Consider the following 20303-nt stretch of genomic DNA (forward strand, 5'->3'; position numbering starts at 1 on the left):
TAAGTCAAACCTCCATGGAAATATCAGCCGTCATCACAAAAGATGTAGATGCGTTAAAGTCCAGTAGGCCGCCACGCCGATCACTCCGGCGGTCGGCAAGGTCACGAGCCAGGCCAGCGCGATCTGGCCGACCATGGCCCGGTTCACTCCGGCCGACCCCTTGCGCAGGCCCATGCCCATGATCGCGGAGCTCGACACATGGGTCGTCGAGACCGGGAAGCCGTGGAGGGCGGTGCCCACGACCATCGCGGTCGTGGCGAGATTGGCCGCGAAGCCCTCCAGATGATCCATCTTGGCGACCTTGTGCGCGAGGGTGTCGGTGACCGCGAGCCCCAGGATGATCCCGCCCGCCGCGTTGGCGACGGCGAGGACGAGGAAGAACCAGCGCGGCGCCACCGTCGCGCTGGGATCGAGCACGGCGTAAAAGAAGAAGCCGAGACCGGCGATCTTCGGGGTGTCGTTCAAGCCCCGCGCGAAGCCGCTCGAAATCGCGCTCGCCCAATGCGCCCAGTGGCAATTAAGACAGTACTGTTCGCGGCAGAGCCAGTTCAATCCGCGGAACAACAGCCAGGCCGTGCCGAACGCGGCGACGGGCGAAAGCAGCAACGGTAAGGCGACTTTCTTCCACACGCTTCCCCAAAGCACCTGGTCGAAGCCGAAGGCGTACAGGCCGGTCAGGAGCGTGGCGCCCACGATGGCGTGCGTGGTCGAGACCGGCATGCCGATACGCGTCGACAGCAGGACCCAGCCGACCGCCCCGGCGAGGATGGCGAGCGCGAAGGTCTGGTTGAGCTGAACCTGAGGGGAGAGCATTCCCGTGGTGAAGAGCAAGGTCATCTTCACGGCCCAGGCGGAGGCGAGCACAGCGCCGGCCGCGACGGCCAGAGAAGCAACGACGACGGCCTTCTTGTAATCCGACTCTCCGCTCCCGACCAAGGTCGCGATCGACTTGGAGATGTCGTTGGCGCCGTTGGCGAAGGCGAGGCCGGCGGCGGTGGTCAGTCCCACGACGGCGACGATGTTCATTTGATCTCCACGGTCATTAAGTGAGTCCGTCCGGGCCGCCGTTCGTTACACGCGTTGTAAAGACCTCGGCCGAGCAGGCCGTAGACCACGGCGTATTCGCCGATCCACAGCCAGCGCCACCACGGCAGGCGAGCCGACGATTCTCTCAGCGCGGGATCGATCGCGAAATACATGAAGCCGACGATCCAGGCCCAGGCCAAGGCGGCCGGCGAGGGAGTCAGGAGGGCGAACGGCAAGGCCCAGAGCACGTACCAGGGCTGGACCACGGGACTGGCAAGGAGGACGGCGAGGATCATCCCGCACAGGTAGCGTACGGCGTCCTCGCCGCAGCGCCGGGCCCATGGCAGGCTGAACGTGATGACGATCAGTACGAGGAGGAGCCGTCGCAAGGAGGGGGATTCGACGAGAGTCGACAAGGCGGCGTACAGGCTGGGATTAGCCAGCCAGTCGGATGCGAACGCGGCGATGCCGCTCTCAGGTACGGCGTGCAGCGCCGCGGCAAGACCGGAAACGACCGGAATCAGGCCGAAGCATGCGACTGAGAGAAAAACCACCGCGTAGCGCGGGCGCCGAAGGAACAGCCATGGCAGCAGGACGATCGGGACGACTTTCACCAGCGCCGCCGCCGCCCATACCGCGGCGCCGATTCCGCGGCGCCCGGATTCCCACAGGTCGAGGCCGGCAAGGAGCCCGAGGATCATCAGGGAGTCGAGATGCCCCGCCGCCGAGAACTCGACGAGCACGAGGGGATGCCAGGCGTAGACCGCGGCCCAAGCGACGGACAAACCGCGGCGGCGCAGAAGCCGCATGAGCAGGACGCAGGCAAGGAGGTCGCAGAGGGAGAAAAATCCCTTTTGGGCTCGCGCGTCGGCCGTGACGGCGGCGACAATACGGAAAGCCGCCAGGGCCAACGGGGGATAGATCGCGGTCAGGCCCTGATTGTTGATCCGTTCGTCCTGTCCTTGGCGAAGGAACGCGAGATCCGGAGAAGACGGCGGGAGAAGATAGGGATTGCGTCCCGCGTTGGCGACCCGGCCCTCCCATGAATATCGATAGGCGTCGGTCGATGGGGTCGGGGGAACGAGAACGAGCGCAAGACGACAGAAAGCCGCGACGACGAGGATAAGCGCCTTCCGATCGCCCTCGTCCTTCCCAGGATGAGGCTCATGCGCAAGCCTTCGCCAGGTCAGCCACGACACGCAGGTCCAGAGGGCCAAAACGCACAGGAACGCCGGAACATGGTCCACCAGCGGAGCCCGGAGGGCCAACGCGACGGCGCCGAGCGCCGAGGCAAGGCCGGCTCGAAGCAGAATACGGGTCACCAGAGTGAGTCCGCGCCGGCGGAGGAACATTACAGAGGTCTGACTCCATACCTAAAGCACGCTGGGCGCGATTTCCTCCACCATGTCGCCGATCAGATCAGGATCACTGTCAGGAGCCAACATGCCGGCATCGCCCATCTTTCCGGTCATCTCCAGCTTGAAGGCATCGCCGGTCTTGCGCAGGCGCGACTCGCCCCCGCAGGCGCGGCAATAAATGCATTCGCCGCCATGCTGGGCGCGACGCAGCGCGATCGGCGCGCTGCATGAGGGACAGCCTTGCAGCGGAAGTCCCGGCTCGCTGTGTCCGACGATGCAAGCGACCTCCGAAGAACGATCCCATGCCAGGGCGTGCCGTCCGAATTGAGCGTCGAACTGGCCGCCGAGCTCGTCGCCGATGACGGTCAATGCCTTCGCCATCGGCATTCCCTTTCGATAGGGACGAGCGCTGGTCATGGCATCGAAGGCGTCGGCGATGCCGACGATGCGCGCGACTTCGGGGATCGCCTCGCCCGCGATGCCGCTCGGATAGCCCTTGCCGTCCGGACGCTCGTGATGACCGACCACGGCATCCATCGCCAGACCGGCAAGCGGATGATGCGACAGCAGCCGTCCGCCGACCGTCAGGTGGGTTTTCATGACGGCGTATTCAGCATCGGCCAGGCGATCCCGTTTGTTGAGGACCGAATCCGGCACGCCGACCTTGCCGAGGTCGTGCAGGAAGCCGCCGATCTCGCACAGCGCGACATCGCGGGGGGACAACCCGGACTGCCGCGCCAGCAGCTTCGAGAGCTGAGAGACGCGCCACAGGTGTCCTCCGGTATAAGGGTCGCGCGCTTCGACGATCATCGCCGAACCCAGCAAGGCATGCAGCAACGATTCTTTTTCCGCCATGATACGCCCCCCTGCTCACGGAAGTCTAATCCGGGCGGCCGGGCGCCGGCCATAGCGGGCGCGTGAATTAATTTTAACGGCCCTTGACTCAATACCCAGGTATTGGGTCTATACTGGAAGCAAGGAGGCGCGATGAAAGAATATCTGACGGTCGGAAAGGTCGCCCGGCAGGCCGGAGTCAACCTGCAGACCGTTCTTTATTACGAGAGGCGGCGCTTGCTGTCGCCGGCCCGGCGCTCCGACTCCGGCTACCGCTTATACGCGCCGGAAACGGTGCGCGTCATCCGCTTTATTAAGAATGCCCAGGCGTTGGGCTTTACGCTCGAAGAGGTCGCCAAGCTCTTGCGGCTGAGGGTCAACCATCGCAGCCAATGCGAATCGGTCAAGCGGCAGGCCCGATCGCGGTTGGAGCTGGTGCAGGAGAAGATCGGGGGATTGAGGGCGATGGAAAGGACTCTGAAGCGGCTGCTCAAGACTTGCACGGCGCGCGGCACTACGGACTCCTGCCCGATCCTGGAAAGTCTGGAATCAAGGAGATGATCATATGGACAAGAAATTCGTCGGATTGGCGGCGCTGGCTTCGGCCGGACTGGCCTCGGTGTGCTGTCTCGGTCCACTCGTCGTGACGGGCCTGGGGCTGGGAAGCTTGGGTCTGGCGGCGGGCTTGACCAAGTACAGACCGCTCTTCCTGGCGCTGACCGGCATCATCCTCGCCGTCGCCTTCTACCTCGCCTATCGCAGACGTTCCGTGACGTGCGTCGACGGCAGCTGCGAGCTCCGCTCGGGCAGCCGGGCGATGAAGGCCGGCGTGTGGACGTTGGCGGCGCTGGCGGCGGCCATGGCGACTTTCCCAAGTTGGTCGGGGCGATTCGTCTCAAGCGCTCCGGTCGCCGTCCCGGCGGGGACTCAAGTCCTGTCCCTGAAAGTCACTGGCATGGACTGCGAGGCCTGCACCGCGGCGATCAAGCAGTCGGTGGAGAAGGTGCCGGGCGTCCTCTCGGCGCGTATCGACTTCACCGGACAGCGGGCGACGGTCGTTTCCGACGGCAACGCCGATCCCAGGGCGGTGATTCAAGCCGTGGCGACCGCAGGATACAAGGCCGAATTGATCAACGGAGGCGGTCATGACTAATCCTGACGAGCACGAGGCGTGCTGCCGTCTTCCGGCCGTCGCCCTTGCCTGTCCCGTCTGCGGCAAGCAAGGCCGAAAGGTGGGGAAAGAAACCTTGGATCAGCACTTAGCTCCCGGGCCGCGGGCTCTGCTTGGTGATGAAGCCGGCTTCTGTCCGAACCCGGCCTGCGAGGTCGTGTACTTCGACGGTACCGCAACCGTCCGCAAGGGCGAAACGTTGCATGCCGTCACGCAGAAGGATCCGGGCGATGAAGTCTTCGTGTGCTACTGCTTCGAACATAAGCGCGGCGACCTGAGGCGCGATCTGGCGGAGAAAGGCATGACGGACATTCCGGACCGGGTCAAGCGGGGTGTTAAGGAAGGGCGCTGCGATTGCGCGCGAAAGAACCCGCAGGGAGCCTGCTGCCTGGGCAATATCGTTGCGGCGATCAACGAGATAAAAGGAAAAAAATCATGAAAAGCGCGCTGCTCGCCGTCGGGTTGGCGTTCGCGACGACGGCGGCCGTTGGATCTTCCGTGCTTGCCGCGAACGTCGCCTCGGACGCCGCGCGGGCGGAGCCGGCCGAACTGTCCGGAGCGGTGCTCGTCCGCGTAAAAGGCATGGACTGCCCCATGTGCGCCTTCGGCTTCAAGAGGCGGCTCAAGAAACTGCCGGGGGCTGAGGCCGTGCGGCTCGACTATAAGGCAGGCACGGCGCGCATCACGTTTAAGTCCGGCGCACGGATCAATCCGGACGATATCCGCAAATCCGTCAAGGACGCCGGATTCGAGGCGATCGAGATCGGCCCGGCCATACCGGCGCAGATCAAAGGAGAAAAACAATGAAACGGATACTTGTCGTTCTCGGGGCGGTCGCGGCACTTTGCGCGCTTTCCCCGCTGGCACAGGCGCAAACCTTCCGCAACGTCCTCATCCACGTCAAGACGTCGCTGTCGCTTGACGACGCGCAGATCTGCGCCGCGCCGAACGTCGCCCTCGCCTCGCTCAAGGCCGGCCACAAGGTGACGATGCTCTTCGACGCCAGCGCGGTGACCTCCGTCACGAGGGGGTTCGGCTGGAAGCGTAAGTTCTCGAGCACGAGCGCCATGGACCGGGCGAAGCTCCCGGAGCGCGAACGGCGCAGCCTGTCCGAGCAGCTCGGCGTCCCGCTCGAGCAAGTCCCGCACGACTACGGCGAATACCTGGGCTTCCTGAAGGGCAAGGGCGTCGAGATCTACGGGAACAAGACGATGATGCTGCTCTACAACATCGACCCGGCCAAAGCGGATTCCGCCGTCGTGCCCGTCGGCTTGGAAAAAATGGTCGAGCTGTTCAACGCGGCGGAGCGCACCATCGTATATTGACGTAGCCGACATATCGAAGCGCCCGCTGAAATGGTGGAATCGATAATGGCAACGGCGACGAGCGGATGCGGCGTGGAGAGCCTTCGCGCGCGCAGTCCGGAGGCGCTGACGGCGATGGTCAACGAGCACCTCCCGGCCTTGCTCGCGGGGGCGCTCGCCATTGGGCTGTCTCGGGCCGACGCGGAAGAGGCCGTCCAGGAGACCTTCGTGGCCTTCCTCTCCGCGTCGGACCGTTTCCAGGTCCGATCGAGCCTGCGGACCTACTTGTTCGGCATCCTTTATTATAAGGCGTCCCACTTGCGCGCCAAGGCCCGGCGGGAGGAGGGGCGCGACGACCTTGAGGCCGTGCTCGAGGCGCGCCTCGACGCGGGCGGGATGTGGCCGCCGCGCGGGCCGGAGGCCGAGATGCTCGGAGCCGAGACTCGGAGCCGGATCAAGGAGGCCGCGGAAAGCCTCTCGACGGCCCAGAGAACGGCGTTTTTTCTCAAGGAAGTCGAGGGAGCGACTCCGGCGGCTATCTGCGGCGTTTTGAACGTTACACCGACGTATCTTAGAGTGCTGCTCTATCGCGCCCGCATGAAACTGCGCTTATGCCTCGGTCCGCGGGTTCTTGGAGCCGTCTTTGCTTTGTGCGCGTTTTCACCGGCGACCGCCGGCGCGCAGGGCTATGGCCTCATCGCCGCATGGGGGACGAGCGGCTCCGGCCCCGCGCAGTTCCGGGAGCCTATGGGGATCGCCATAGACGGCCAAGGAAACGTCTACGCGGCAGATTCGCGCAATCGCCGCGTCCAGAAGTTATCGCCGGACGGCAGGTTCCTCGCGGAGTTCGGCGGGCCGGATGTGTTAAAAAAGCCGGTGGACACAGCGGTCGGTCCCGAGGGGACGCTTTATGTCTGCGACTATGAAGCGGACCGCGTCGAGGTTTTTTCCCGGGATGGCGAGCGCCTTTACGGCTGGGGAGAGCCGGGAGAGGGGAACGGCCAATTCCGTTCTCCGGCCGGTATCGCGGCGGACAGGACCGGCAACGTTTACGTGGCCGACTTCTACAATCACCGCATCCAGGTTTTCGACTCCAAAGGCGGATGGCTCAAGTCCATCGGCAAGAAAGGGCGCGGGAAAGGAGAATTCACTTATCCCACGGATCTGGATTTCGACGACTCGGGCAATCTGGTCGTAGCCGACGCCTACAACCATCGAATCCAGAAGATCTCGCCGGACGGACGGTCCCTGGAAATATGGGGCTCCGCCTGGAAGCGCTTCTTCTCACGCGGCGCTTTTCGCGTGCCCAGCGGCGTCGCGGTGGACGCTCGCGGCGACATCCACGTCGCCGACTCGGCCAATAAGCGCGTCGTTTTGCTGGGAGCCAAGGGAGACTTTAAGGGCGAATGGAGACCGGCGGACGACAGGCGTCCCGACGTCTATTCCCCGACCCATATCGCCGCCGGATCGGATGGACGCATCTTTGCGGCCGACACCGCCAATGACCGCATACTGGTCCTGGGTCTTGGAGCCTCCGAGGTCGCCGGCGAGGGCCGGGAAGCTCGGGAGCCTCCTGCCGCCGAGCATGTTTCCGGGGACGTGCTGGTGCGGATCGAAGGAATGGCCTGCCCATTCTGCGCCTACGGCATCGAGAAACACTTAGGCCGCCTGGCCGGCGTGCGTTCCGCCCGCGTGAACCTGGGCCAGGGGACGGCGATACTGTATCTCGAGCCGGGTAAGACCGTTTCCTTCGACGATGTCCGCAAGGCCGTGGAGAAGGCCGGGTTCAAGGCCGCGGAACTCAAGGGAATGCCGCCCGTCCGTAAGGAGCACCCATGAAAACGGCGCGGATTCTGCTCTCCCTATCCTTGCTAGCCTCCCACATCCCGCCCCTTGAGGCCGCTCCCATCAGCTTCAACACCGCCCTTCCCGTGCATGAGGGAGGACTCCTCTTTCGCGGGCTGGGAGTTTGGATGAACATGCATGACGACCCCTCTCCCATGGGTCGGGAAATGGATGTCGCGGCGGTTGCCTCCGTGCTGGTTTACGGGGCCGGCTCCAAGCTGGCGCTGATGGGCGTATTCCCGTACATGGACAAAAGACTTGCGATCAAGTCGACCGGCGTCGTCCGGCGAGCTTCCGGGCTCGGAGACATCTTGACCGTCGGCCGATACGAGATCTTTGCGCGCAGCGGCCCCGGACAGACCACCCGCGGAGCGGTCCTCGCCGGGGTCAAGTGGCCGAGCGGCAGAAACGCCGAAACCGACGCCCTCGGGGTCCTGCCGCCCTCCGTGCAGCTTGGGTCCGGTTCCTACGATCCCATCCTGGGCACCGTGTGGACCGGCCAGTGGCTCGCCTTTCAAGTGGATACGGACGTCTCCTATCGGAGAAACACGAAGGCCGATGACTTCAAGTTCGGCGATGCCCTGGAGCAGAATATTTCCGTTCAGTATCGCCTTTGGCCCAGGGTGTTGGAGGCGGAGGGCCTGCCCAGCTACCTCTACGGAGTCTTGGAAGCCAACAACATCTACTCGGCGAAGAACGAGGCGGGCGGCGTCACGGACGGGGACTCAGGCGGATACCAGTTGTTCCTGACGCCCGGTCTGCAATGGGTCGCCAAAAGAGCCGTGGTCGAAGTCGCGGCGCAGTTGCCGGTCGTGCAGAGCCTCAACGGGACCGCTCTCAGGACCGACTACCGCCTGTTAGGCGGCTTTCGTCTCTGGTTTTGAATCCACCGTTTAGAAGTCCAACTGCGCCGATAACCTGTACGTCCGCGGCGCGCCGAGATGGAGGTAGCCGTCCCCGAAGTACTCTCCGACGTCTTTCCAATAGACCGCGTCGAGGACGTTTTCCACTCGGAAGCGCCAGGTGACGCGGCTCGGGCCGACGGCCAGGGCGTAGCGGGCGCCCAGATCGAACCGATTGTAAGCGGGAACCGACAGTGAGTTGTCGCGCGAGGCGTATTTCTCCGAGACGCGCGCCCAGGTGCCGTTGAGGGAAGCGCCGGGAAGACGGGAGATGCTCCACTCGAGCGTCGCTTGACCGCGCAGCCAGGGGACGTTGAGCGGGGCCCTGCCGTCGAAGGCTGACACGCCCGTGCCGCTCTGCCGGGCGTGGATCAACGTCGCGCCGGCGAATACGCGGAGGTCGTCGGTGACGCGTCCGGCGGCCGAAAACTCCAGGCCGCTGTGCTTGACGGTCCCCCGTTGGACGAAGACGTTGCCGGGATCGACGAACTCGTAAGGCTTCCAGATGTGGAACGCCGCCGCCGCGACCAGAAGCCGCTTGGACATGTCGCGCTTGACGCCCAGCTCGACCTGACGGGTGACCTTGGGATCCAGGGTCCGGCCGGCGTTGGCGGTCGTGACGCCCGCGGTGCCGCCGAGCTCGAGGCCTTGGCTGTAGGAGGCATAGCCCATCAGGTCGGATCGCGGCATGAAGGCAAGCGCGACCTGCGGCGAAAGAAACGATCGCCGATAACGCGAGACGGGAGCTCCGTCCACCTTGCTGAAGCGGTCGTCGACGAGGATGCCGGCACGCAGCCCGGCATGGACCTTCCACCGGGAAGAAAGGGAGATCGAATCCCGGGCGAAGGCGGCGGACTCGGCGTAGTCCTGGACCCGGTGGACGACGCCCGTCCCCCGCGCCGAGGGCGCGAAGACCAGCGGGCTCGGGCTGTAGATGTTGTCGGTGCCGACGTAGTCGTAGACCTCGGCGCCCAGATTCACCGCGCGCTCGAAGCGCGAGAGGCCGACCGCGGCCTCGTGCCGCACGGACCCCCATTCGCGGTCGCCGCTCAAGACCGCCTGGGCGTGGGTCGCGGCGCGGACCTCACCCGAGCTGCGATAGTCGTAGAGGTCGTAATCGCCGTTGCCGCAGAATGTGGCGAGGTAGACGGGACCGCTTGAGCAGCCGTAGGGGAAGGCGGCCTTGTCCTCGGAGGCGACGCGGTTTCGGTTGACCGCCGCCTCGAAGCGCCAGTCCGTGTCGGCTCCATAGGCGAAGCGCGCGCCCATATTATGGGCCTCGACGGCGACCGGCCCGCTCCAGGGCTGATTGTTGAGCATCTTCTCCGGCCGGACGCCGGGCGGCAGAGCGGTCCCGCCCAGCGGCTGGTAGCCGGGGACGGACAACTGGCTTTTCTTCTGCCAATCCGCGTCGATTCCAAAAACCGCGTTTTCGCTTAGTCGCCAGTCCAGCGCCGCGCTCAAAAAGTCGCGATGTCCGACCGCTTCCTTGACGTAAGGATGAAACTCCTCACGCGCCGCGTTGACGCGCCAGCCGAAGCGGCCGAAGCGGCCTCCCAGGTCCGCATGGCCGTAGCGGGTTCCGCGGTCACTCATTTCCAAGGTGACGCGGCGCAGGGGCGCTTCCGTCGGCTGCTTGGTGATGTAATTCACCACTCCGCCCGGGGCCGCCAGTCCCGCCTCGAAGCCGGCGACGCCCTTCAATATCTCGATCCGCTCCTTGTTCTCCAGGGGCATGCTCGACTCGTTGGCGATCGTCAGGCCGTCGCGCTTGTAGCCGCTGGCGTTATCGAGGGCGAAGCCGCGTATCGAGAGGCTCTCGTAATAGCCGAGGGGAGCGTAGTTCTCGCCCACGGAAGCATCGTTTCCGATCAGGCCCAGGACGCCGCGCGCGCCCTGGTCGTCGATGAGCCCTCGCGGGAAGATGGTCGCCGAAGCGGGCGTCTCGAGGAGCGACCGTCCAGTGAGGCCGAGCCGGGTGAGCGTGGAGCCGTAGTCGTTGGGCTCGCGCGGCGCGGTGATGACGATCGGAGCGAGCGGTCCCGAGGCGGGCTGCGCCGCTAAGGCCAGCGACGCGGTGTTCAGGACATGGGAGAGACAAAGACAGAGGACGTATGATTTGGCGGTTTTTGACATCGTTCGCTCCTTTGGCCGGCGGCCAGGGGAACGAATAATGTGTCAGAGCGCTCTGTGCTTCCCTTCGCTGGCATTACCCAGATCAGGTTCAGAGGGTTTCTCTCACCCAAAGCTCGAAAGCTTTAGGACCCCTAGCATGGGAAAGTTTAGGTAATAGGCGGGGAGGTGTCCATGGGAATGTCCCGGGATGTAACGATTTCCAGACCGAGCGGACTCATCGTTGACGCGATGAAGAAGGAGAACGCCATGACAGAGCCGCAGAACGGACGCCCGCCGTTTCCGCCCTTCACCCGGGAAACCGCGGCGAGGAAGGTGCGCATGGCGGAGGACGGCTGGAACATGCGCGACCCGGAGCGAGTGTCGCTCGCTTACGCCGAGGACAGCGTCTGGCGCAACCGCGCCGAGTTCCTATCGGGGCGTAAGGAGATCGTGCAGTTCCTCCGGCGCAAGTGGTCCAAGGAGCTGGACTACCGCCTGATCAAGGAACTATGGACGTTCGACGGCGCGCGAATCGCGGTGCGCTTCGCCTACGAGTGGCACGACGGCGCGGGCGGCTGGTTCCGGTCCTACGGCAACGAGAACTGGGAATTCGACGCGGCGGGGCTGATGCGCCTGCGCCTCGCCAGCATCAACGACCTTCCGATCCCGGAGTCCGCGCGCAAGTACCGCTGGCCGCTCGGCCGGCGGCCGGACGATCACCCGGGGCTTTCGGAGCTCGGTCTCTGACGGGACTGTCGTATCAGCGAGCCGGCCGCTTTCTTCGCGGCCGAGGCGGAGCGGACGTCCCCGGTCATTGCCGCCCTGACGATGGCCCCGTCCGCCAGCAATAGGAGCTGGTCGGCCAACAGGCCGGGATCCCGGACTTTCGCCTCGTCCGATAATGCCCGCAGATAATCACGGAATCCCGTTTTGAACGCAGAGGCTGCCTTCGCCGCCGGGTTCGAGCGGTTCGAGATCTCCGCCGACGTGTTGATGAAGGGGCAGCCTCTGAACGTCGGCGTGCGGAACCACTCGCCCAAAGCGTCGAACACGGCCAGCAGCCGCGCACGCGGCTGAACCGAAGCTCCTTCCACGCGTTCCTTCAGCCAGGCCGACCACTCGCGGTTTATTCGTCCGAGAAACGCGACGACGAGGATCTCTTTCGATGGAAAGTGACGGTATAGGCTGGTCTTCGTCACCTCGGCCTCCGCGACGATCCGGTCCACGCCGACGCTGTTGACGCCGTGAGCGTAGAAAAGACGGGTGGCGGCGGCCAGGATTCTCTCCCGCGCTCCTCGTCCGTTCATGTCCCTTCCGCCGGCCGGCGCAGCATGCCGGCGAATTTTTCACGCCACGGCGATGGCAGAGACTTCGCCGTCAACGCGCGCCTCAAGGTCTCGGCCGACGGCGTCTCCGACAGCATGAGCCGGAGGACTTCCGGCACGGGCAGGCGCGCCGGATCACGACTTATCGGCGCGACCTCGTCGCCGACGCTCAAGACACCCTCCTCGAGCACGCGGAAGTAGACGCCCCATCTCTCGCTGTCCAGGAACCGCTCGATGATCGAGTCGTCCTCGAACTTCATGCCGAGCTTATAGCACGGAAAGCGCGGCTGAACTGCCTCCAAGACCGCGCCGCCGATCCGGAAGCGGTCTCCGACGCACACCTCCTCCTCCGGGAAACCCTCGATCGTGAGATTCTCGCCGAAGGCCCCGAAGGGGAGGGTACGTCCGAGCTCCTTGCGCCACCACTCGTAGTGAGCGGCCGAATACGCGTAGACCGCCTTATACTCTCCGCCGTGGACGCGCAGGTCCGACTGCTTGTCTCCCTCGAGGTTCATGCGCCCGACCCGCACGGGTCCCTCGACGGGCTCTTTGAATATGCCCGTCTCGATCTCCCGCCCTTTCCAGCGGACCGTCCGGCCGAGCGAAACGTTGACGGAGACGAGTTTCATGCCGTGTTAGCCCTCTTTGATGGCCGCTTTGAGCTTCTTGAGAATCTCGGGCGTGACCTCCTTGATCCCGTGGTCGGGCCCGGCATGGGCCGCGACCTTCTGCAGCAACTCCTGCTCGCTGTCCGCCTCCGCGGTGAACGAGCAGCCCGGAACCACGTCGGCGCAGCTGATCTTCTTCTTGCTCATAACTCCTCCTGTCGCTTCTCTCGGGAGCATCGCCCCCGAGAGTATGTGTACAGGTCTGTCTATATGTTACACCCGATCGATGGAAATAAAAAGCCCTCAACGCTGAATGGCCTTCATCAGTGTAACGAACTCGAGATCGCGCGGACTCATAGGAGCCATGAACGAAATGACGCGGGACCTCATGACTCAGATGAACGCGCTGCCGCTTTGGGTCCGTCTTTGGACGGCCTGGATGATGGCCGTGTTCTTCTCGTCCGCGTTTTTCTTCCGCCGGGAAGCGGAGGCTCGCGTCACGTTGGGGGCGTTTCTCCTTACTATGGGCGTCGCGATGGCGCTCTTCCAGGCGACGGGCACCGTGAAGATGATCGCCGCGGCGCACCTGCTCGTCTGGACGCCGCTGTTGGTTTATCTTGTCAGGGCGAGGTTGAATCGCGCGTCCGCCGGGGCCGGGAGTCCGTTGGCGGCCTGGCTCGGTCTGCTGATCGGCACGATCGGAATCTCGCTCATGTTCGACGTGAGAGAAGTCGTCCTTTTTATGGGTGGGTCTTGAATAATCGTTCCAGACCGGATATCCTCAAACAACGACGCCATATGCCCTGGGAAAAAAAATTCGATCGAGCCAAAGTCCTCGACAAGGCCATGCAGGCCTTTTGGAGCCGGGGCTATGAGGCGACTTCCATGCAGACGCTCGTGGAGCGGACGGGGATCAACCGCGGAAGCCTTTACGCCACCTACGGCGACAAGCGCGCGCTGTTCCTGGCTTCGCTTCATATGTACGACGACCGGATACGGCGCAAACGCCTGGCCGCCCTCGAGTCATCCGCGCCGCCGCGGGAAGCCGTGCGGAGGCTTCTCCAGACCTTCGCGGAAGTCAAGTCCGCCGGCGAGGAGAATTGCGGCTGCTTCCTGACCAACACGGCGTTGGAACTCGCCGCGCACGACCCGGAGGCCGGGGCGATCGTCGCCAAGGCGCAGAAGGAGATCGAGGAATTCTTCGAGCGGATGATCCTCAAGGGACAGACTGAGGGGGACATCCCGGCCGGCGTGAACCCGAAGAAGACCGCTCGCGGTCTTCTCGCCGCTTTGATCGGGCTCGCGGTGCTGTCTCGCAGTCGTCCGGAGCGGGAACTGCTCAATGGCATCGTGGAGGAGGCCGTCGGGAGGCTCGGTTGATTTTTTTTGATTTGTGTGGAACGAATGTTCCAGACAAAAGATCCGCACGACAGTCGTTGAGACATGGAAAAATAGAATGGAATACAAAACATACGCCGTCGAAGACGCGCCCGCGGGGTACAAGGAACTTCTGGTCGCCGCGAAGAAGAAGTACGGCTTCGTGCCGAACCTGCTCGGCAAGATGGCCGAGGCGCCGCCGCTGTTGAAGGCCTACATGACGCTCTCGGGGATATACGAGGAGTCCACCCTCGACGCGTCCGAGCGCCAGGTCGTGCTCCTGGCCGCGAGCCGGGTGAACGGGTGCGAGTACTGCGTCGCCGCGCACACGGTGATCGCCTCGATGCAGAAGGTGCCGTCCGACGTCGTGGCCTCGGTCCGCACGGGCGGTCCCGTCGGCGACGGGCGGCACGAAGCCCTGCGCGCGTTCGCCGAGGCGGTCACGGAGTCGCGGGGCTGGCCGAGCGAGGAGCGGACGAAGGCGTTTCTCGCGGCGGGCTACGAGCGGCGCCAGGTCCTGGAGGTCGTCCTCGGCGTGGGCCTCAAGACGCTGTCGAACTACACCAACCACATCGCCGGAACGGGTTTGGACGCCGCCTTCAGCCAAGCGGCCTGGTCCAAGGAGGGCGCGGCATGCCATTAGTCCAAATCAAGGGCGTCGGGGGCTACCTGACGCTGGCGCAGAAGCAGGAGATGATCCGCAAGGTGACGGACGCGGTGCTCTCGGTCGAGGGAGAGGGGCTGCGTCAGGTGACCTGGGTGACCATCGAGGATGTTCAGCCGGGCGCGTGGGGCGTCGGGGGCCAGCCGGTGACCGACGACGACCTTCGAACCATGGCCAGGGGCTAGGCGACCGCGGGAAGGGGCGGCGTCCGCGCCGATGGGCGCCGCCCCGCGGGCCGGATGTCGGGATCGAGCGACTTTGGAAAAGGAATGGTAGAATCCGCGCATGGCAACGACACCGGGCCGATCGAGCGTTGAGGACCTCCGCGCTCGCAAGCCGGAGGCGCTGACGGCCATGGTGAATGAGAATCTCCCGACTTTGCTCGCCGGGGCGCTCGCCATCGGGTTGTCGCGCGCCGACGCGGAAGAGGTCGTCCAGGAGACTTTCGTCGCCTTCCTTTCGGGCCTGGATCGTTTCGAGGGGCGCTCGAGCCTGCGCACCTACCTGTTCGGCATCCTCTACCACAAAGCGTCCAACCTGCGCGCCAAGGCGCGGCGCGAGGAGGGGAGCGACGACATCGAGGCCGTCGTCGCCGCGCGTTTTGATGAGGCCGGAATGTGGTCTCGTCCGCCGCGCGGCCCGGAGGCCGCGGCGCTCGACGCCGAGACCCGGAGCTGGGTCGAGAAGTGCGCGGAGGGCCTCCCGGACGCGCAGCGGGCGGCCTTTTTCCTCAAAGAGGTCGAGGGCGAGACCTCGGAATCGGTCTGTAACGTTTTGGGCGTGAACCCGACCAACTTGCGAGTGATGCTCCATCGAGCCCGTCTGAAGCTGCGGGAATGCCTGGAGCGGAATTGGGAACAAGGCCGATGATGAAGCTCATGATGGCGTTCATGCCGAACTGCCGCGAGGTCGCCAAGACCTTATGCGGCGACGGCTTGGCGGCCGAGCCCTGGCATCGACGGCTGCTGATCCGCGTCCACCTGTCTCAGTGCGAGTTCTGCGCCCGCTTCGCCCGTCAGATGGATCGCATCTGCGAGGCTTTGAAGGAGGCTTGGTCCGAGCCTCAGGGCGGGGACGTCGAGGCGTTCAAGCGCCGCGTCATCGACCAACTGGGCCGCCGGCTGTAACGATCCCGCGTCCGGCGGGACTCACCTCTGTGGATATCCGCTTCGCCGTGACGGCCGCGCTTTCGATGGCAGCCGTGTCCTGGGCCGAGCATGCGCCGCTCGACCCCTTCGCGGCTTTCCTGCCGCGCGGCGTCCGGGTCTCGGTGCCGCGCGAGGAGATCCGCGGCGGCGGCCCGCCAGTCGATGGGATCCCGGCGCTGGTCCGGCCGCGGAAGGCCTCCGTCGAGGAGTCCGACCGCGCTCTTAAGGCCGACGACGCCGTGCTCGGCCTGGTCGTGAACGACGAGGCCGTCGCCTACCCGATCCGCCTGCTCGACTGGCACGAGCTGGTCGACGACGAGGTGGGCGGCGTCCCGGTCGCCGTGACCTACTGCCCGCTCTGCCGCAGCGGCATCGTCTTCGACCGCCGGGTCGCGGGAGGCGTCCTGGAGTTCGGCGTGTCGGGCCTCCTCTACAACAGCGATCTCGTGATGTACGACCGGGGAACGCGCAGCCTCTGGTCTCAGATCATGGCCGAGGCGATCGCCGGCGGATCGACGGGGACCAAGCTCGCGCGCCTGCCCGCGCGCCGGACGAGTTGGGCTCGCTGGAAGGCGGCGCGTCCGGACACTCGGACGGTCCTCTTCGACACGGGGCACGCGCGGGACTACGGCAAGGATCCCTACGCGGGCTACGAAAAATCTCCGGAGCTCTATTTCCCCGTCGGTCACGAGGACTCCCGGCTTCCTCGAAAGACGGTCGTCTTCGGCGTCTCCCTGCCCGAAGGGGCGGCGGCCGCGCCCGTCTCCGCGCTCGGCGGCGAGGGCGTGCGCCTCCGGATCGGGAAACGGCTGATCGTCATGCGCGACGACGGCGGGGCGCGCGCCTTCGACGAGGAGGGACGGGAGATCGCGGGCCTCGAGGCCTACTGGTTCGCGTGGGCCGCCTTTCATCCCCGGACTTCGCTGGCCGGCGCGGAGAAGCGGTGAACGGGGAGCTCCGCGAGGCGGCGGCCTATGCGGCGCGTCCCGCCGTCCTGCGACGGAGCGCGGCGATCGCGCTTTTCGTGGGCGTCGTCTTGTCGGCGGCGAACCAGGGCGACGTCGTGCTGCGCGGGCCGTGGACGGCGCGATTGTGCGCTAAAATCGCGTTCAATCTTCTCGTGCCCTTTGTCGTCTCATCCGCGAGCGCCGCGGCCAACAGGGAAAGACGCCGTTGAAGATCCCGAACCTGCTCTGGAAGCTCCTCTGGCCCTTGCGGACGAGGCTCCATCCAGGCGCGGACATCGGCGGATGCTTTCCCGACTTCACCTTGCGCGACACTTTCGGGCGGGAGCATTCGCTCTACGCCGGCGGGAGGGAGAAGCACACGGTGCTGTGGCTCACGAACTTGTGCGGGGACTGCCGGGCGAAGATTCCCCTTCTGGAGGAAGTCAGGTCCGAGTCAGGCGGCCGTGTCCGCGTCCTGGCCGTCAGCCTCCTGGATCTCGACGACCCTTTGCCCATGACGGTATCGCTGGTCTGCGGTTTCCCGATACTTCTGGACCCCGACGACGTCGTCGCGCGCCGGCTCGGCCAAACGCATCCGCCGGGGGCCTGTCCCTTGCGCAATATCTACATCGTCGACGGAGCCGGAACCATCCGCTTCAAGCACCACTTGTCGGCGGTAAAGCCGGAGGAATTCCGCGCCGTTTGGAGAAAGTTGGGCGCGGCCCCGTAACAAAGCCGGCGCGAGACGGACTTACTATCAGGAGCATATGACATGAACCGCTCGATCCTCATCGTTTCCCTGATCCTGTCGACGGGCGAAGTCTCTCGGGCCGCGGAGCCCGACGGAGCGCGAGCGCGATTGAACGCGACGCTCGCGGCGCGGGTGCTCGAGGGCCGCGTCGACTACGCCGGCCTCAAGAAGGACTCGTCCGGCCTGGACGCCTGGCTCGCCGCCGCCGCCGCGGCCGACGAGGACGAATTCAAGGGCCGGCCGCGAGATCAGCGGCTGGCCTTCCTGATCAACCTGTACAACGCCGCGACCCTGCGCCTCATACTGGACCGCTATCCGATCGCCTCCATCCGGGACATCGGACCGGCATGGGACCCGAACAAGGCCTGGAAGCTCCCGGCGGTGAAGGCGTTCGGGCGGACCGTCACGCTCAACCAGCTCGAGCACGAGATGATCCGCCCGGTCTATAACGAGCCGCGCGTCCATTTCGCGCTCGTTTGCGCGGCCAAGGGCTGCCCGCCCCTGCGCTCCGAGTCCTACGACGGGACGCGGCTCGACGCGCAGCTCGACGATCAGGCCCGGACCTTCCTGTCTCAGAGGGCCAAGAACGACGCCAGCAAGGCGGGGGAGACGGCCTATCTTTCCCCGATCTTCAAATGGTACATGAAGGACTTCGGCGGCTCGAAGAAAGCCGTCCTGAGATACGTGAAGAAGTGGCTGCCGGTCGAGGAAGGCTGGGCGGTCGATTGGACGGCGTACGATTGGGCGCTCAACGAGGATAAGAAATGAGGGAGTTCCTGGCGTCGGCGCTGGCGTGGACCGCGGCCGCCGGTCCCCTGGGACAGGCGGCTTTCGTGGGGCTTTACGTCCTGGCCACCGTGGCCTTCCTGCCCGGCTCGGTGTTGACCTTGGGGGCGGGCGCGGCCTTCGGCCTTTGGAAGGGATTCATTTTGGTCTCGATCGGCTCGACCGTGGGGGCGAGCGCCGCGTTCCTGGTGGGGCGCTACCTGCTGCGGGACTGGGTTTCCCGTAAGCTGGAGAACGTCCCCGCGTTCGGCGCGATCGCAGGAGCCGTGGGCCAGGAGGGCTGGAAGGTCGTGCTTCTGACGCGCCTGTCGCCCGTGCTGCCGTTCAACCTGCTCAACTACGCCTACGGCCTGACCACGGTGGGCTTCGGGGAATACGTCCTGGCTTCTTGGCTCGGGATGATCCCGGGCACCTTCTTGTACGTCTACCTCGGCGCCGTCGCCGGCGAAGCCGCGCGGGGTGGCTCTCGCGCGCGCACGCCCGCCGAGTGGGCGCTGTACGCGGGGGGGCTGGCCGCCACCGCCGTCGCCGCCTGGCTGGTGGGCCGCACCGCCAAGCGCGCGCTGTCCGCCAAGACGGCGCCGAACGCAAAGGAGAAATGAATGTCGAACGACCTGATCTCGCCCATGGACGAGCACAACCGCAAGCTTCTGTCCAACGTCCATCCGCCGGACTGGGTCAACCCCGAGCCCGCGGGGCGCTACAATCTCGTCGTCATCGGAGGCGGGACGGCCGGGCTCGTCACCGCCGTCGGCGCGGCGGGCCTGGGCGCCAAGGTCGCCCTGATCGAGAAGCACCTGATGGGCGGCGACTGCCTCAACGTCGGGTGCGTGCCGTCGAAGGCCCTGATCTCCGCTTCGCGCGCCGCCGCCCGGGTCCGGAGCGCGGGAGAGTTCGGCGTCAAGGTTCCGGACGGCGTGACGGTGGATTTCCCGGCGGTGATGGAGCGCCTGCGTCGTCTGCGCGCGGACATCAGCAGGAACGACTCGGCGGCGCGCTTCAAGAGTCTCGGGGTCGACGTGTTCGTCGGCCAGGGCCGGTTCACGGGCTCGGACAGCGTCGAGGTCGGCGGCAAGACCTTGCGCTTCGCCAAAGCCGTGATCGCCACGGGCGCGCGCGCAGTGACCTTGCCCATCCCCGGTCTCAAGGAGTCCGGGGCGCTGACCAACGAGACGGTGTTCAACCTCACCGAACTGCCCAAGCGCCTGCTCGTCATCGGCGCCGGCCCCATCGGCGTGGAGATGGCTCAGGCCTTCGCGCGCCTGGGCTCCCAGGTGACTTTGTTCGAGGCCCTGCACGGCATCCTCAACCGGGAGGACCAGGACGCCGCCGAGCTCGTGCGCAAGTCCCTCGACCGCGACAAGGTCGAGTTCCTGTGCTGCGTCGACATCGAGCGAGTCGAGCGCTCCGGCGCCGTGAGCACGGCGCATTTTAAGAGCAAACACGGGCCTTCCGGCACGAAGGAATTCGACGCGGTCCTCGTCGGCGTAGGGCGCGCGCCCAACGTCGAAGGCCTCGAGCTCGACGCGGTCGGCGTGGCCTTCGACAAGACCGGCGTCAAGGTCGACGATCAGCTGCGCACGACGAACCCGAACATCTACGCCGCGGGCGACATCTGCCTGGCGCCGAAGTTCACCCACACCGCCGATTTCGCGGCGCGCATCGTGATCCAGAACGCGCTGTTCATGGGGCGCAAGCGCTTCAGCGCGCTGACCATCCCCTGGTGCACCTACACCGATCCCGAGATCGCCCACGTCGGCCTGTACGAGAAGGAGGCGCTGGCCAGGGGGCTCAAGGTCCGGACCTTCGTCCAGAAGCTCGACGAGGTGGACCGCGCCATCCTCGACGGCGAATCCGAGGGGTTCGTGAAAGTCCATGTCGAGGACGGGACCGATAAGATCCTGGGCGCCACCATCGTCGCCTCTCACGCGGGCGACATGATCGGCGAGATCTCGGTGGCGATGAACAACGGCGTCGGGCTTTCCGGCATCGGGGCGACCATCCACCCGTACCCGACCCAGGCCGAGGCCGTGCGCAAGCTCGGCGACGCCTACAACCGCACGCGCCTGACGCCTTTCGCCAAGTCCGCGCTCGGCGCCTGGCTGCGATGGAGCCGGTAGGCCGGCGCCCGGGCAGGTGAGA

Annotated in this window: 27 protein-coding genes and 1 riboswitch; of the genes, 20 read left to right on the forward strand and 7 right to left on the reverse strand. The window is 65.5% G+C overall.

From position 1 onward, the window contains the following. Positions 1–33: 33 nt before the first annotated feature. Genes HYV14_01435 through HYV14_01445 form a run of 3 tightly spaced genes read right to left on the reverse strand, consistent with a single transcriptional unit; the run spans position 34 to position 3239 of the window. Positions 34–1026, reverse strand: a complete 993-nt coding sequence (locus HYV14_01435; protein MBI2384652.1) for an inorganic phosphate transporter — start codon at positions 1024–1026, stop codon at positions 34–36. After that, on the reverse strand, positions 1023–2348 hold the full coding sequence (locus tag HYV14_01440) for a DUF2029 domain-containing protein (GenBank protein MBI2384653.1): 1326 nt from the start codon (positions 2346–2348) through the stop codon (positions 1023–1025). The genes HYV14_01435 and HYV14_01440 overlap by 4 nt, the downstream gene beginning before the upstream one ends. Positions 2349–2399: 51 nt before the next feature. Then, entirely contained in the window at positions 2400–3239 is an 840-nt protein-coding gene (locus tag HYV14_01445) for an HD-GYP domain-containing protein (protein ID MBI2384654.1), read from the reverse strand. Positions 3240–3371: 132 nt separating this feature from the next. On the opposite strand from HYV14_01445, the gene HYV14_01450 reads away from it, so the two are divergent. The 7 genes from HYV14_01450 to HYV14_01480 are packed head-to-tail and all read left to right on the forward strand — an operon-like array spanning position 3372 to position 8422. Beyond that, a complete protein-coding gene (locus tag HYV14_01450) occupies positions 3372–3779 on the forward strand; it encodes a MerR family transcriptional regulator (GenBank protein MBI2384655.1) in 408 nt (135 codons plus the stop codon). 4 nt (positions 3780–3783) lie between these two features. Continuing rightward, positions 3784–4371, forward strand: coding sequence for a heavy-metal-associated domain-containing protein (locus tag HYV14_01455; GenBank protein ID MBI2384656.1), 588 nt, complete (start codon positions 3784–3786; stop codon positions 4369–4371). Further along, entirely contained in the window at positions 4364–4828 is a 465-nt protein-coding gene (locus tag HYV14_01460) for a copper chaperone Copz family protein (GenBank protein ID MBI2384657.1), read from the forward strand. The genes HYV14_01455 and HYV14_01460 overlap by 8 nt, the downstream gene beginning before the upstream one ends. After that, positions 4825–5196 carry a heavy-metal-associated domain-containing protein gene (locus HYV14_01465; GenBank protein MBI2384658.1) on the forward strand — a complete coding sequence of 124 codons (372 nt, stop codon included), beginning with the start codon at positions 4825–4827 and terminating at the stop codon, positions 5194–5196. The genes HYV14_01460 and HYV14_01465 overlap by 4 nt, the downstream gene beginning before the upstream one ends. Continuing rightward, on the forward strand, positions 5193–5714 hold the full coding sequence (locus HYV14_01470) for a hypothetical protein (GenBank protein MBI2384659.1): 522 nt from the start codon (positions 5193–5195) through the stop codon (positions 5712–5714). Before HYV14_01465 ends, HYV14_01470 begins: the two co-directional genes overlap by 4 nt. A gap of 45 nt (positions 5715–5759) precedes the next feature. Next, positions 5760–7532, forward strand: coding sequence for a sigma-70 family RNA polymerase sigma factor (locus HYV14_01475; protein ID MBI2384660.1), 1773 nt, complete (start codon positions 5760–5762; stop codon positions 7530–7532). Beyond that, on the forward strand, positions 7529–8422 hold the full coding sequence (locus HYV14_01480; GenBank protein MBI2384661.1) for a transporter: 894 nt from the start codon (positions 7529–7531) through the stop codon (positions 8420–8422). The genes HYV14_01475 and HYV14_01480 overlap by 4 nt, the downstream gene beginning before the upstream one ends. A gap of 9 nt (positions 8423–8431) precedes the next feature. Here HYV14_01480 and HYV14_01485 read toward each other — a convergent pair whose 3' ends face one another. Next, positions 8432–10576 (reverse strand): TonB-dependent siderophore receptor, encoded by a 2145-nt coding sequence (locus tag HYV14_01485; protein MBI2384662.1) that lies wholly within the window; start codon positions 10574–10576, stop codon positions 8432–8434. A 42-nt stretch (positions 10577–10618) separates the two neighbouring features. Then, positions 10619–10719, reverse strand: a riboswitch (TPP riboswitch). A gap of 103 nt (positions 10720–10822) precedes the next feature. On the opposite strand from HYV14_01485, the gene HYV14_01490 reads away from it, so the two are divergent. Further along, the gene (locus HYV14_01490) at positions 10823–11302 is read left to right on the forward strand and encodes a nuclear transport factor 2 family protein (protein MBI2384663.1); all 480 of its coding nucleotides are present in this window, start codon (positions 10823–10825) and stop codon (positions 11300–11302) included. Here the strand turns inward: HYV14_01490 and HYV14_01495 are convergent. Genes HYV14_01495 through HYV14_01505 form a run of 3 tightly spaced genes read right to left on the reverse strand, consistent with a single transcriptional unit; the run spans position 11272 to position 12695 of the window. Continuing rightward, a complete protein-coding gene (locus HYV14_01495) occupies positions 11272–11862 on the reverse strand; it encodes a TetR/AcrR family transcriptional regulator (GenBank protein ID MBI2384664.1) in 591 nt (196 codons plus the stop codon). The genes HYV14_01490 and HYV14_01495 overlap by 31 nt on opposite strands. Beyond that, the gene (locus HYV14_01500) at positions 11859–12509 is read right to left on the reverse strand and encodes an MOSC domain-containing protein (GenBank protein ID MBI2384665.1); all 651 of its coding nucleotides are present in this window, start codon (positions 12507–12509) and stop codon (positions 11859–11861) included. The genes HYV14_01495 and HYV14_01500 overlap by 4 nt, the downstream gene beginning before the upstream one ends. Positions 12510–12515: 6 nt before the next feature. Beyond that, a complete protein-coding gene (locus tag HYV14_01505; protein ID MBI2384666.1) occupies positions 12516–12695 on the reverse strand; it encodes a DUF1059 domain-containing protein in 180 nt (59 codons plus the stop codon). Positions 12696–12852: 157 nt separating this feature from the next. Between HYV14_01505 and HYV14_01510 the strand changes: the two genes are divergently transcribed. The 12 genes from HYV14_01510 to HYV14_01565 all read left to right on the forward strand — a co-directional run bounded on the left by HYV14_01510 (position 12853) and on the right by HYV14_01565 (position 20281). Further along, on the forward strand, positions 12853–13245 hold the full coding sequence (locus HYV14_01510; GenBank protein ID MBI2384667.1) for a hypothetical protein: 393 nt from the start codon (positions 12853–12855) through the stop codon (positions 13243–13245). 41 nt (positions 13246–13286) lie between these two features. Further along, positions 13287–13868, forward strand: a complete 582-nt coding sequence (locus HYV14_01515) for a TetR/AcrR family transcriptional regulator (GenBank protein MBI2384668.1) — start codon at positions 13287–13289, stop codon at positions 13866–13868. Between the two features lie 76 nt (positions 13869–13944). Beyond that, positions 13945–14508, forward strand: a complete 564-nt coding sequence (locus tag HYV14_01520) for a carboxymuconolactone decarboxylase family protein (protein MBI2384669.1) — start codon at positions 13945–13947, stop codon at positions 14506–14508. Continuing rightward, positions 14499–14714, forward strand: a complete 216-nt coding sequence (locus HYV14_01525) for a 4-oxalocrotonate tautomerase family protein (GenBank protein ID MBI2384670.1) — start codon at positions 14499–14501, stop codon at positions 14712–14714. The genes HYV14_01520 and HYV14_01525 overlap by 10 nt, the downstream gene beginning before the upstream one ends. A gap of 100 nt (positions 14715–14814) precedes the next feature. Further along, the gene (locus HYV14_01530; GenBank protein MBI2384671.1) at positions 14815–15399 is read left to right on the forward strand and encodes a sigma-70 family RNA polymerase sigma factor; all 585 of its coding nucleotides are present in this window, start codon (positions 14815–14817) and stop codon (positions 15397–15399) included. After that, positions 15396–15656: a hypothetical protein gene (locus tag HYV14_01535; protein MBI2384672.1), complete on the forward strand. Its 261-nt coding sequence runs from the start codon at positions 15396–15398 to the stop codon at positions 15654–15656. The genes HYV14_01530 and HYV14_01535 overlap by 4 nt, the downstream gene beginning before the upstream one ends. A 47-nt stretch (positions 15657–15703) precedes the next feature. Beyond that, on the forward strand, positions 15704–16624 hold the full coding sequence (locus tag HYV14_01540; protein MBI2384673.1) for a DUF3179 domain-containing protein: 921 nt from the start codon (positions 15704–15706) through the stop codon (positions 16622–16624). Positions 16625–16671: 47 nt separating this feature from the next. After that, complete coding sequence (locus HYV14_01545; GenBank protein ID MBI2384674.1) at positions 16672–16854, forward strand: hypothetical protein; 183 nt, start codon at positions 16672–16674, stop codon at positions 16852–16854. Next, a complete protein-coding gene (locus HYV14_01550) occupies positions 16851–17354 on the forward strand; it encodes a TlpA family protein disulfide reductase (protein MBI2384675.1) in 504 nt (167 codons plus the stop codon). Before HYV14_01545 ends, HYV14_01550 begins: the two co-directional genes overlap by 4 nt. A 42-nt stretch (positions 17355–17396) precedes the next feature. Further along, complete coding sequence (locus HYV14_01555) at positions 17397–18143, forward strand: DUF547 domain-containing protein (protein MBI2384676.1); 747 nt, start codon at positions 17397–17399, stop codon at positions 18141–18143. Further along, positions 18140–18763, forward strand: a complete 624-nt coding sequence (locus tag HYV14_01560) for a TVP38/TMEM64 family protein (GenBank protein MBI2384677.1) — start codon at positions 18140–18142, stop codon at positions 18761–18763. The genes HYV14_01555 and HYV14_01560 overlap by 4 nt, the downstream gene beginning before the upstream one ends. Continuing rightward, positions 18764–20281 (forward strand): mercuric reductase, encoded by a 1518-nt coding sequence (locus HYV14_01565; GenBank protein ID MBI2384678.1) that lies wholly within the window; start codon positions 18764–18766, stop codon positions 20279–20281. Positions 20282–20303 lie beyond the last annotated feature (22 nt).

This window comes from Elusimicrobiota bacterium, assembly GCA_016182905.1.
GTDB lineage: Bacteria > Elusimicrobiota > Elusimicrobia > UBA1565 > UBA9628 > GWA2-66-18.

What these genes read in the sequence shown, in the direction of transcription:
- HYV14_01435 (MBI2384652.1), bottom strand. Translation starts at nt 1,026, where the DNA reads ATGAACATCGTCGCCGTCGTGGGACTGACCACCGCCGCCGGCCTCGCC.
- HYV14_01445 (MBI2384654.1), bottom strand. Translation starts at nt 3,239, where the DNA reads ATGGCGGAAAAAGAATCGTTGCTGCATGCCTTGCTGGGTTCGGCGATG.
- HYV14_01450 (MBI2384655.1), top strand. Translation starts at nt 3,372, where the DNA reads ATGAAAGAATATCTGACGGTCGGAAAGGTCGCCCGGCAGGCCGGAGTC.
- HYV14_01455 (MBI2384656.1), top strand. Translation starts at nt 3,784, where the DNA reads ATGGACAAGAAATTCGTCGGATTGGCGGCGCTGGCTTCGGCCGGACTG.
- HYV14_01460 (MBI2384657.1), top strand. Translation starts at nt 4,364, where the DNA reads ATGACTAATCCTGACGAGCACGAGGCGTGCTGCCGTCTTCCGGCCGTC.
- HYV14_01465 (MBI2384658.1), top strand. Translation starts at nt 4,825, where the DNA reads ATGAAAAGCGCGCTGCTCGCCGTCGGGTTGGCGTTCGCGACGACGGCG.
- HYV14_01470 (MBI2384659.1), top strand. Translation starts at nt 5,193, where the DNA reads ATGAAACGGATACTTGTCGTTCTCGGGGCGGTCGCGGCACTTTGCGCG.
- HYV14_01475 (MBI2384660.1), top strand. Translation starts at nt 5,760, where the DNA reads ATGGCAACGGCGACGAGCGGATGCGGCGTGGAGAGCCTTCGCGCGCGC.
- HYV14_01480 (MBI2384661.1), top strand. Translation starts at nt 7,529, where the DNA reads ATGAAAACGGCGCGGATTCTGCTCTCCCTATCCTTGCTAGCCTCCCAC.
- HYV14_01485 (MBI2384662.1), bottom strand. Translation starts at nt 10,576, where the DNA reads ATGTCAAAAACCGCCAAATCATACGTCCTCTGTCTTTGTCTCTCCCAT.
- HYV14_01490 (MBI2384663.1), top strand. Translation starts at nt 10,823, where the DNA reads ATGACAGAGCCGCAGAACGGACGCCCGCCGTTTCCGCCCTTCACCCGG.
- HYV14_01495 (MBI2384664.1), bottom strand. Translation starts at nt 11,862, where the DNA reads ATGAACGGACGAGGAGCGCGGGAGAGAATCCTGGCCGCCGCCACCCGT.
- HYV14_01500 (MBI2384665.1), bottom strand. Translation starts at nt 12,509, where the DNA reads ATGAAACTCGTCTCCGTCAACGTTTCGCTCGGCCGGACGGTCCGCTGG.
- HYV14_01505 (MBI2384666.1), bottom strand. Translation starts at nt 12,695, where the DNA reads ATGAGCAAGAAGAAGATCAGCTGCGCCGACGTGGTTCCGGGCTGCTCG.
- HYV14_01510 (MBI2384667.1), top strand. Translation starts at nt 12,853, where the DNA reads ATGAACGAAATGACGCGGGACCTCATGACTCAGATGAACGCGCTGCCG.
- HYV14_01515 (MBI2384668.1), top strand. Translation starts at nt 13,287, where the DNA reads ATGCCCTGGGAAAAAAAATTCGATCGAGCCAAAGTCCTCGACAAGGCC.
- HYV14_01520 (MBI2384669.1), top strand. Translation starts at nt 13,945, where the DNA reads ATGGAATACAAAACATACGCCGTCGAAGACGCGCCCGCGGGGTACAAG.
- HYV14_01525 (MBI2384670.1), top strand. Translation starts at nt 14,499, where the DNA reads ATGCCATTAGTCCAAATCAAGGGCGTCGGGGGCTACCTGACGCTGGCG.
- HYV14_01530 (MBI2384671.1), top strand. Translation starts at nt 14,815, where the DNA reads ATGGCAACGACACCGGGCCGATCGAGCGTTGAGGACCTCCGCGCTCGC.
- HYV14_01535 (MBI2384672.1), top strand. Translation starts at nt 15,396, where the DNA reads ATGATGAAGCTCATGATGGCGTTCATGCCGAACTGCCGCGAGGTCGCC.
- HYV14_01555 (MBI2384676.1), top strand. Translation starts at nt 17,397, where the DNA reads ATGAACCGCTCGATCCTCATCGTTTCCCTGATCCTGTCGACGGGCGAA.
- HYV14_01560 (MBI2384677.1), top strand. Translation starts at nt 18,140, where the DNA reads ATGAGGGAGTTCCTGGCGTCGGCGCTGGCGTGGACCGCGGCCGCCGGT.
- HYV14_01565 (MBI2384678.1), top strand. Translation starts at nt 18,764, where the DNA reads ATGTCGAACGACCTGATCTCGCCCATGGACGAGCACAACCGCAAGCTT.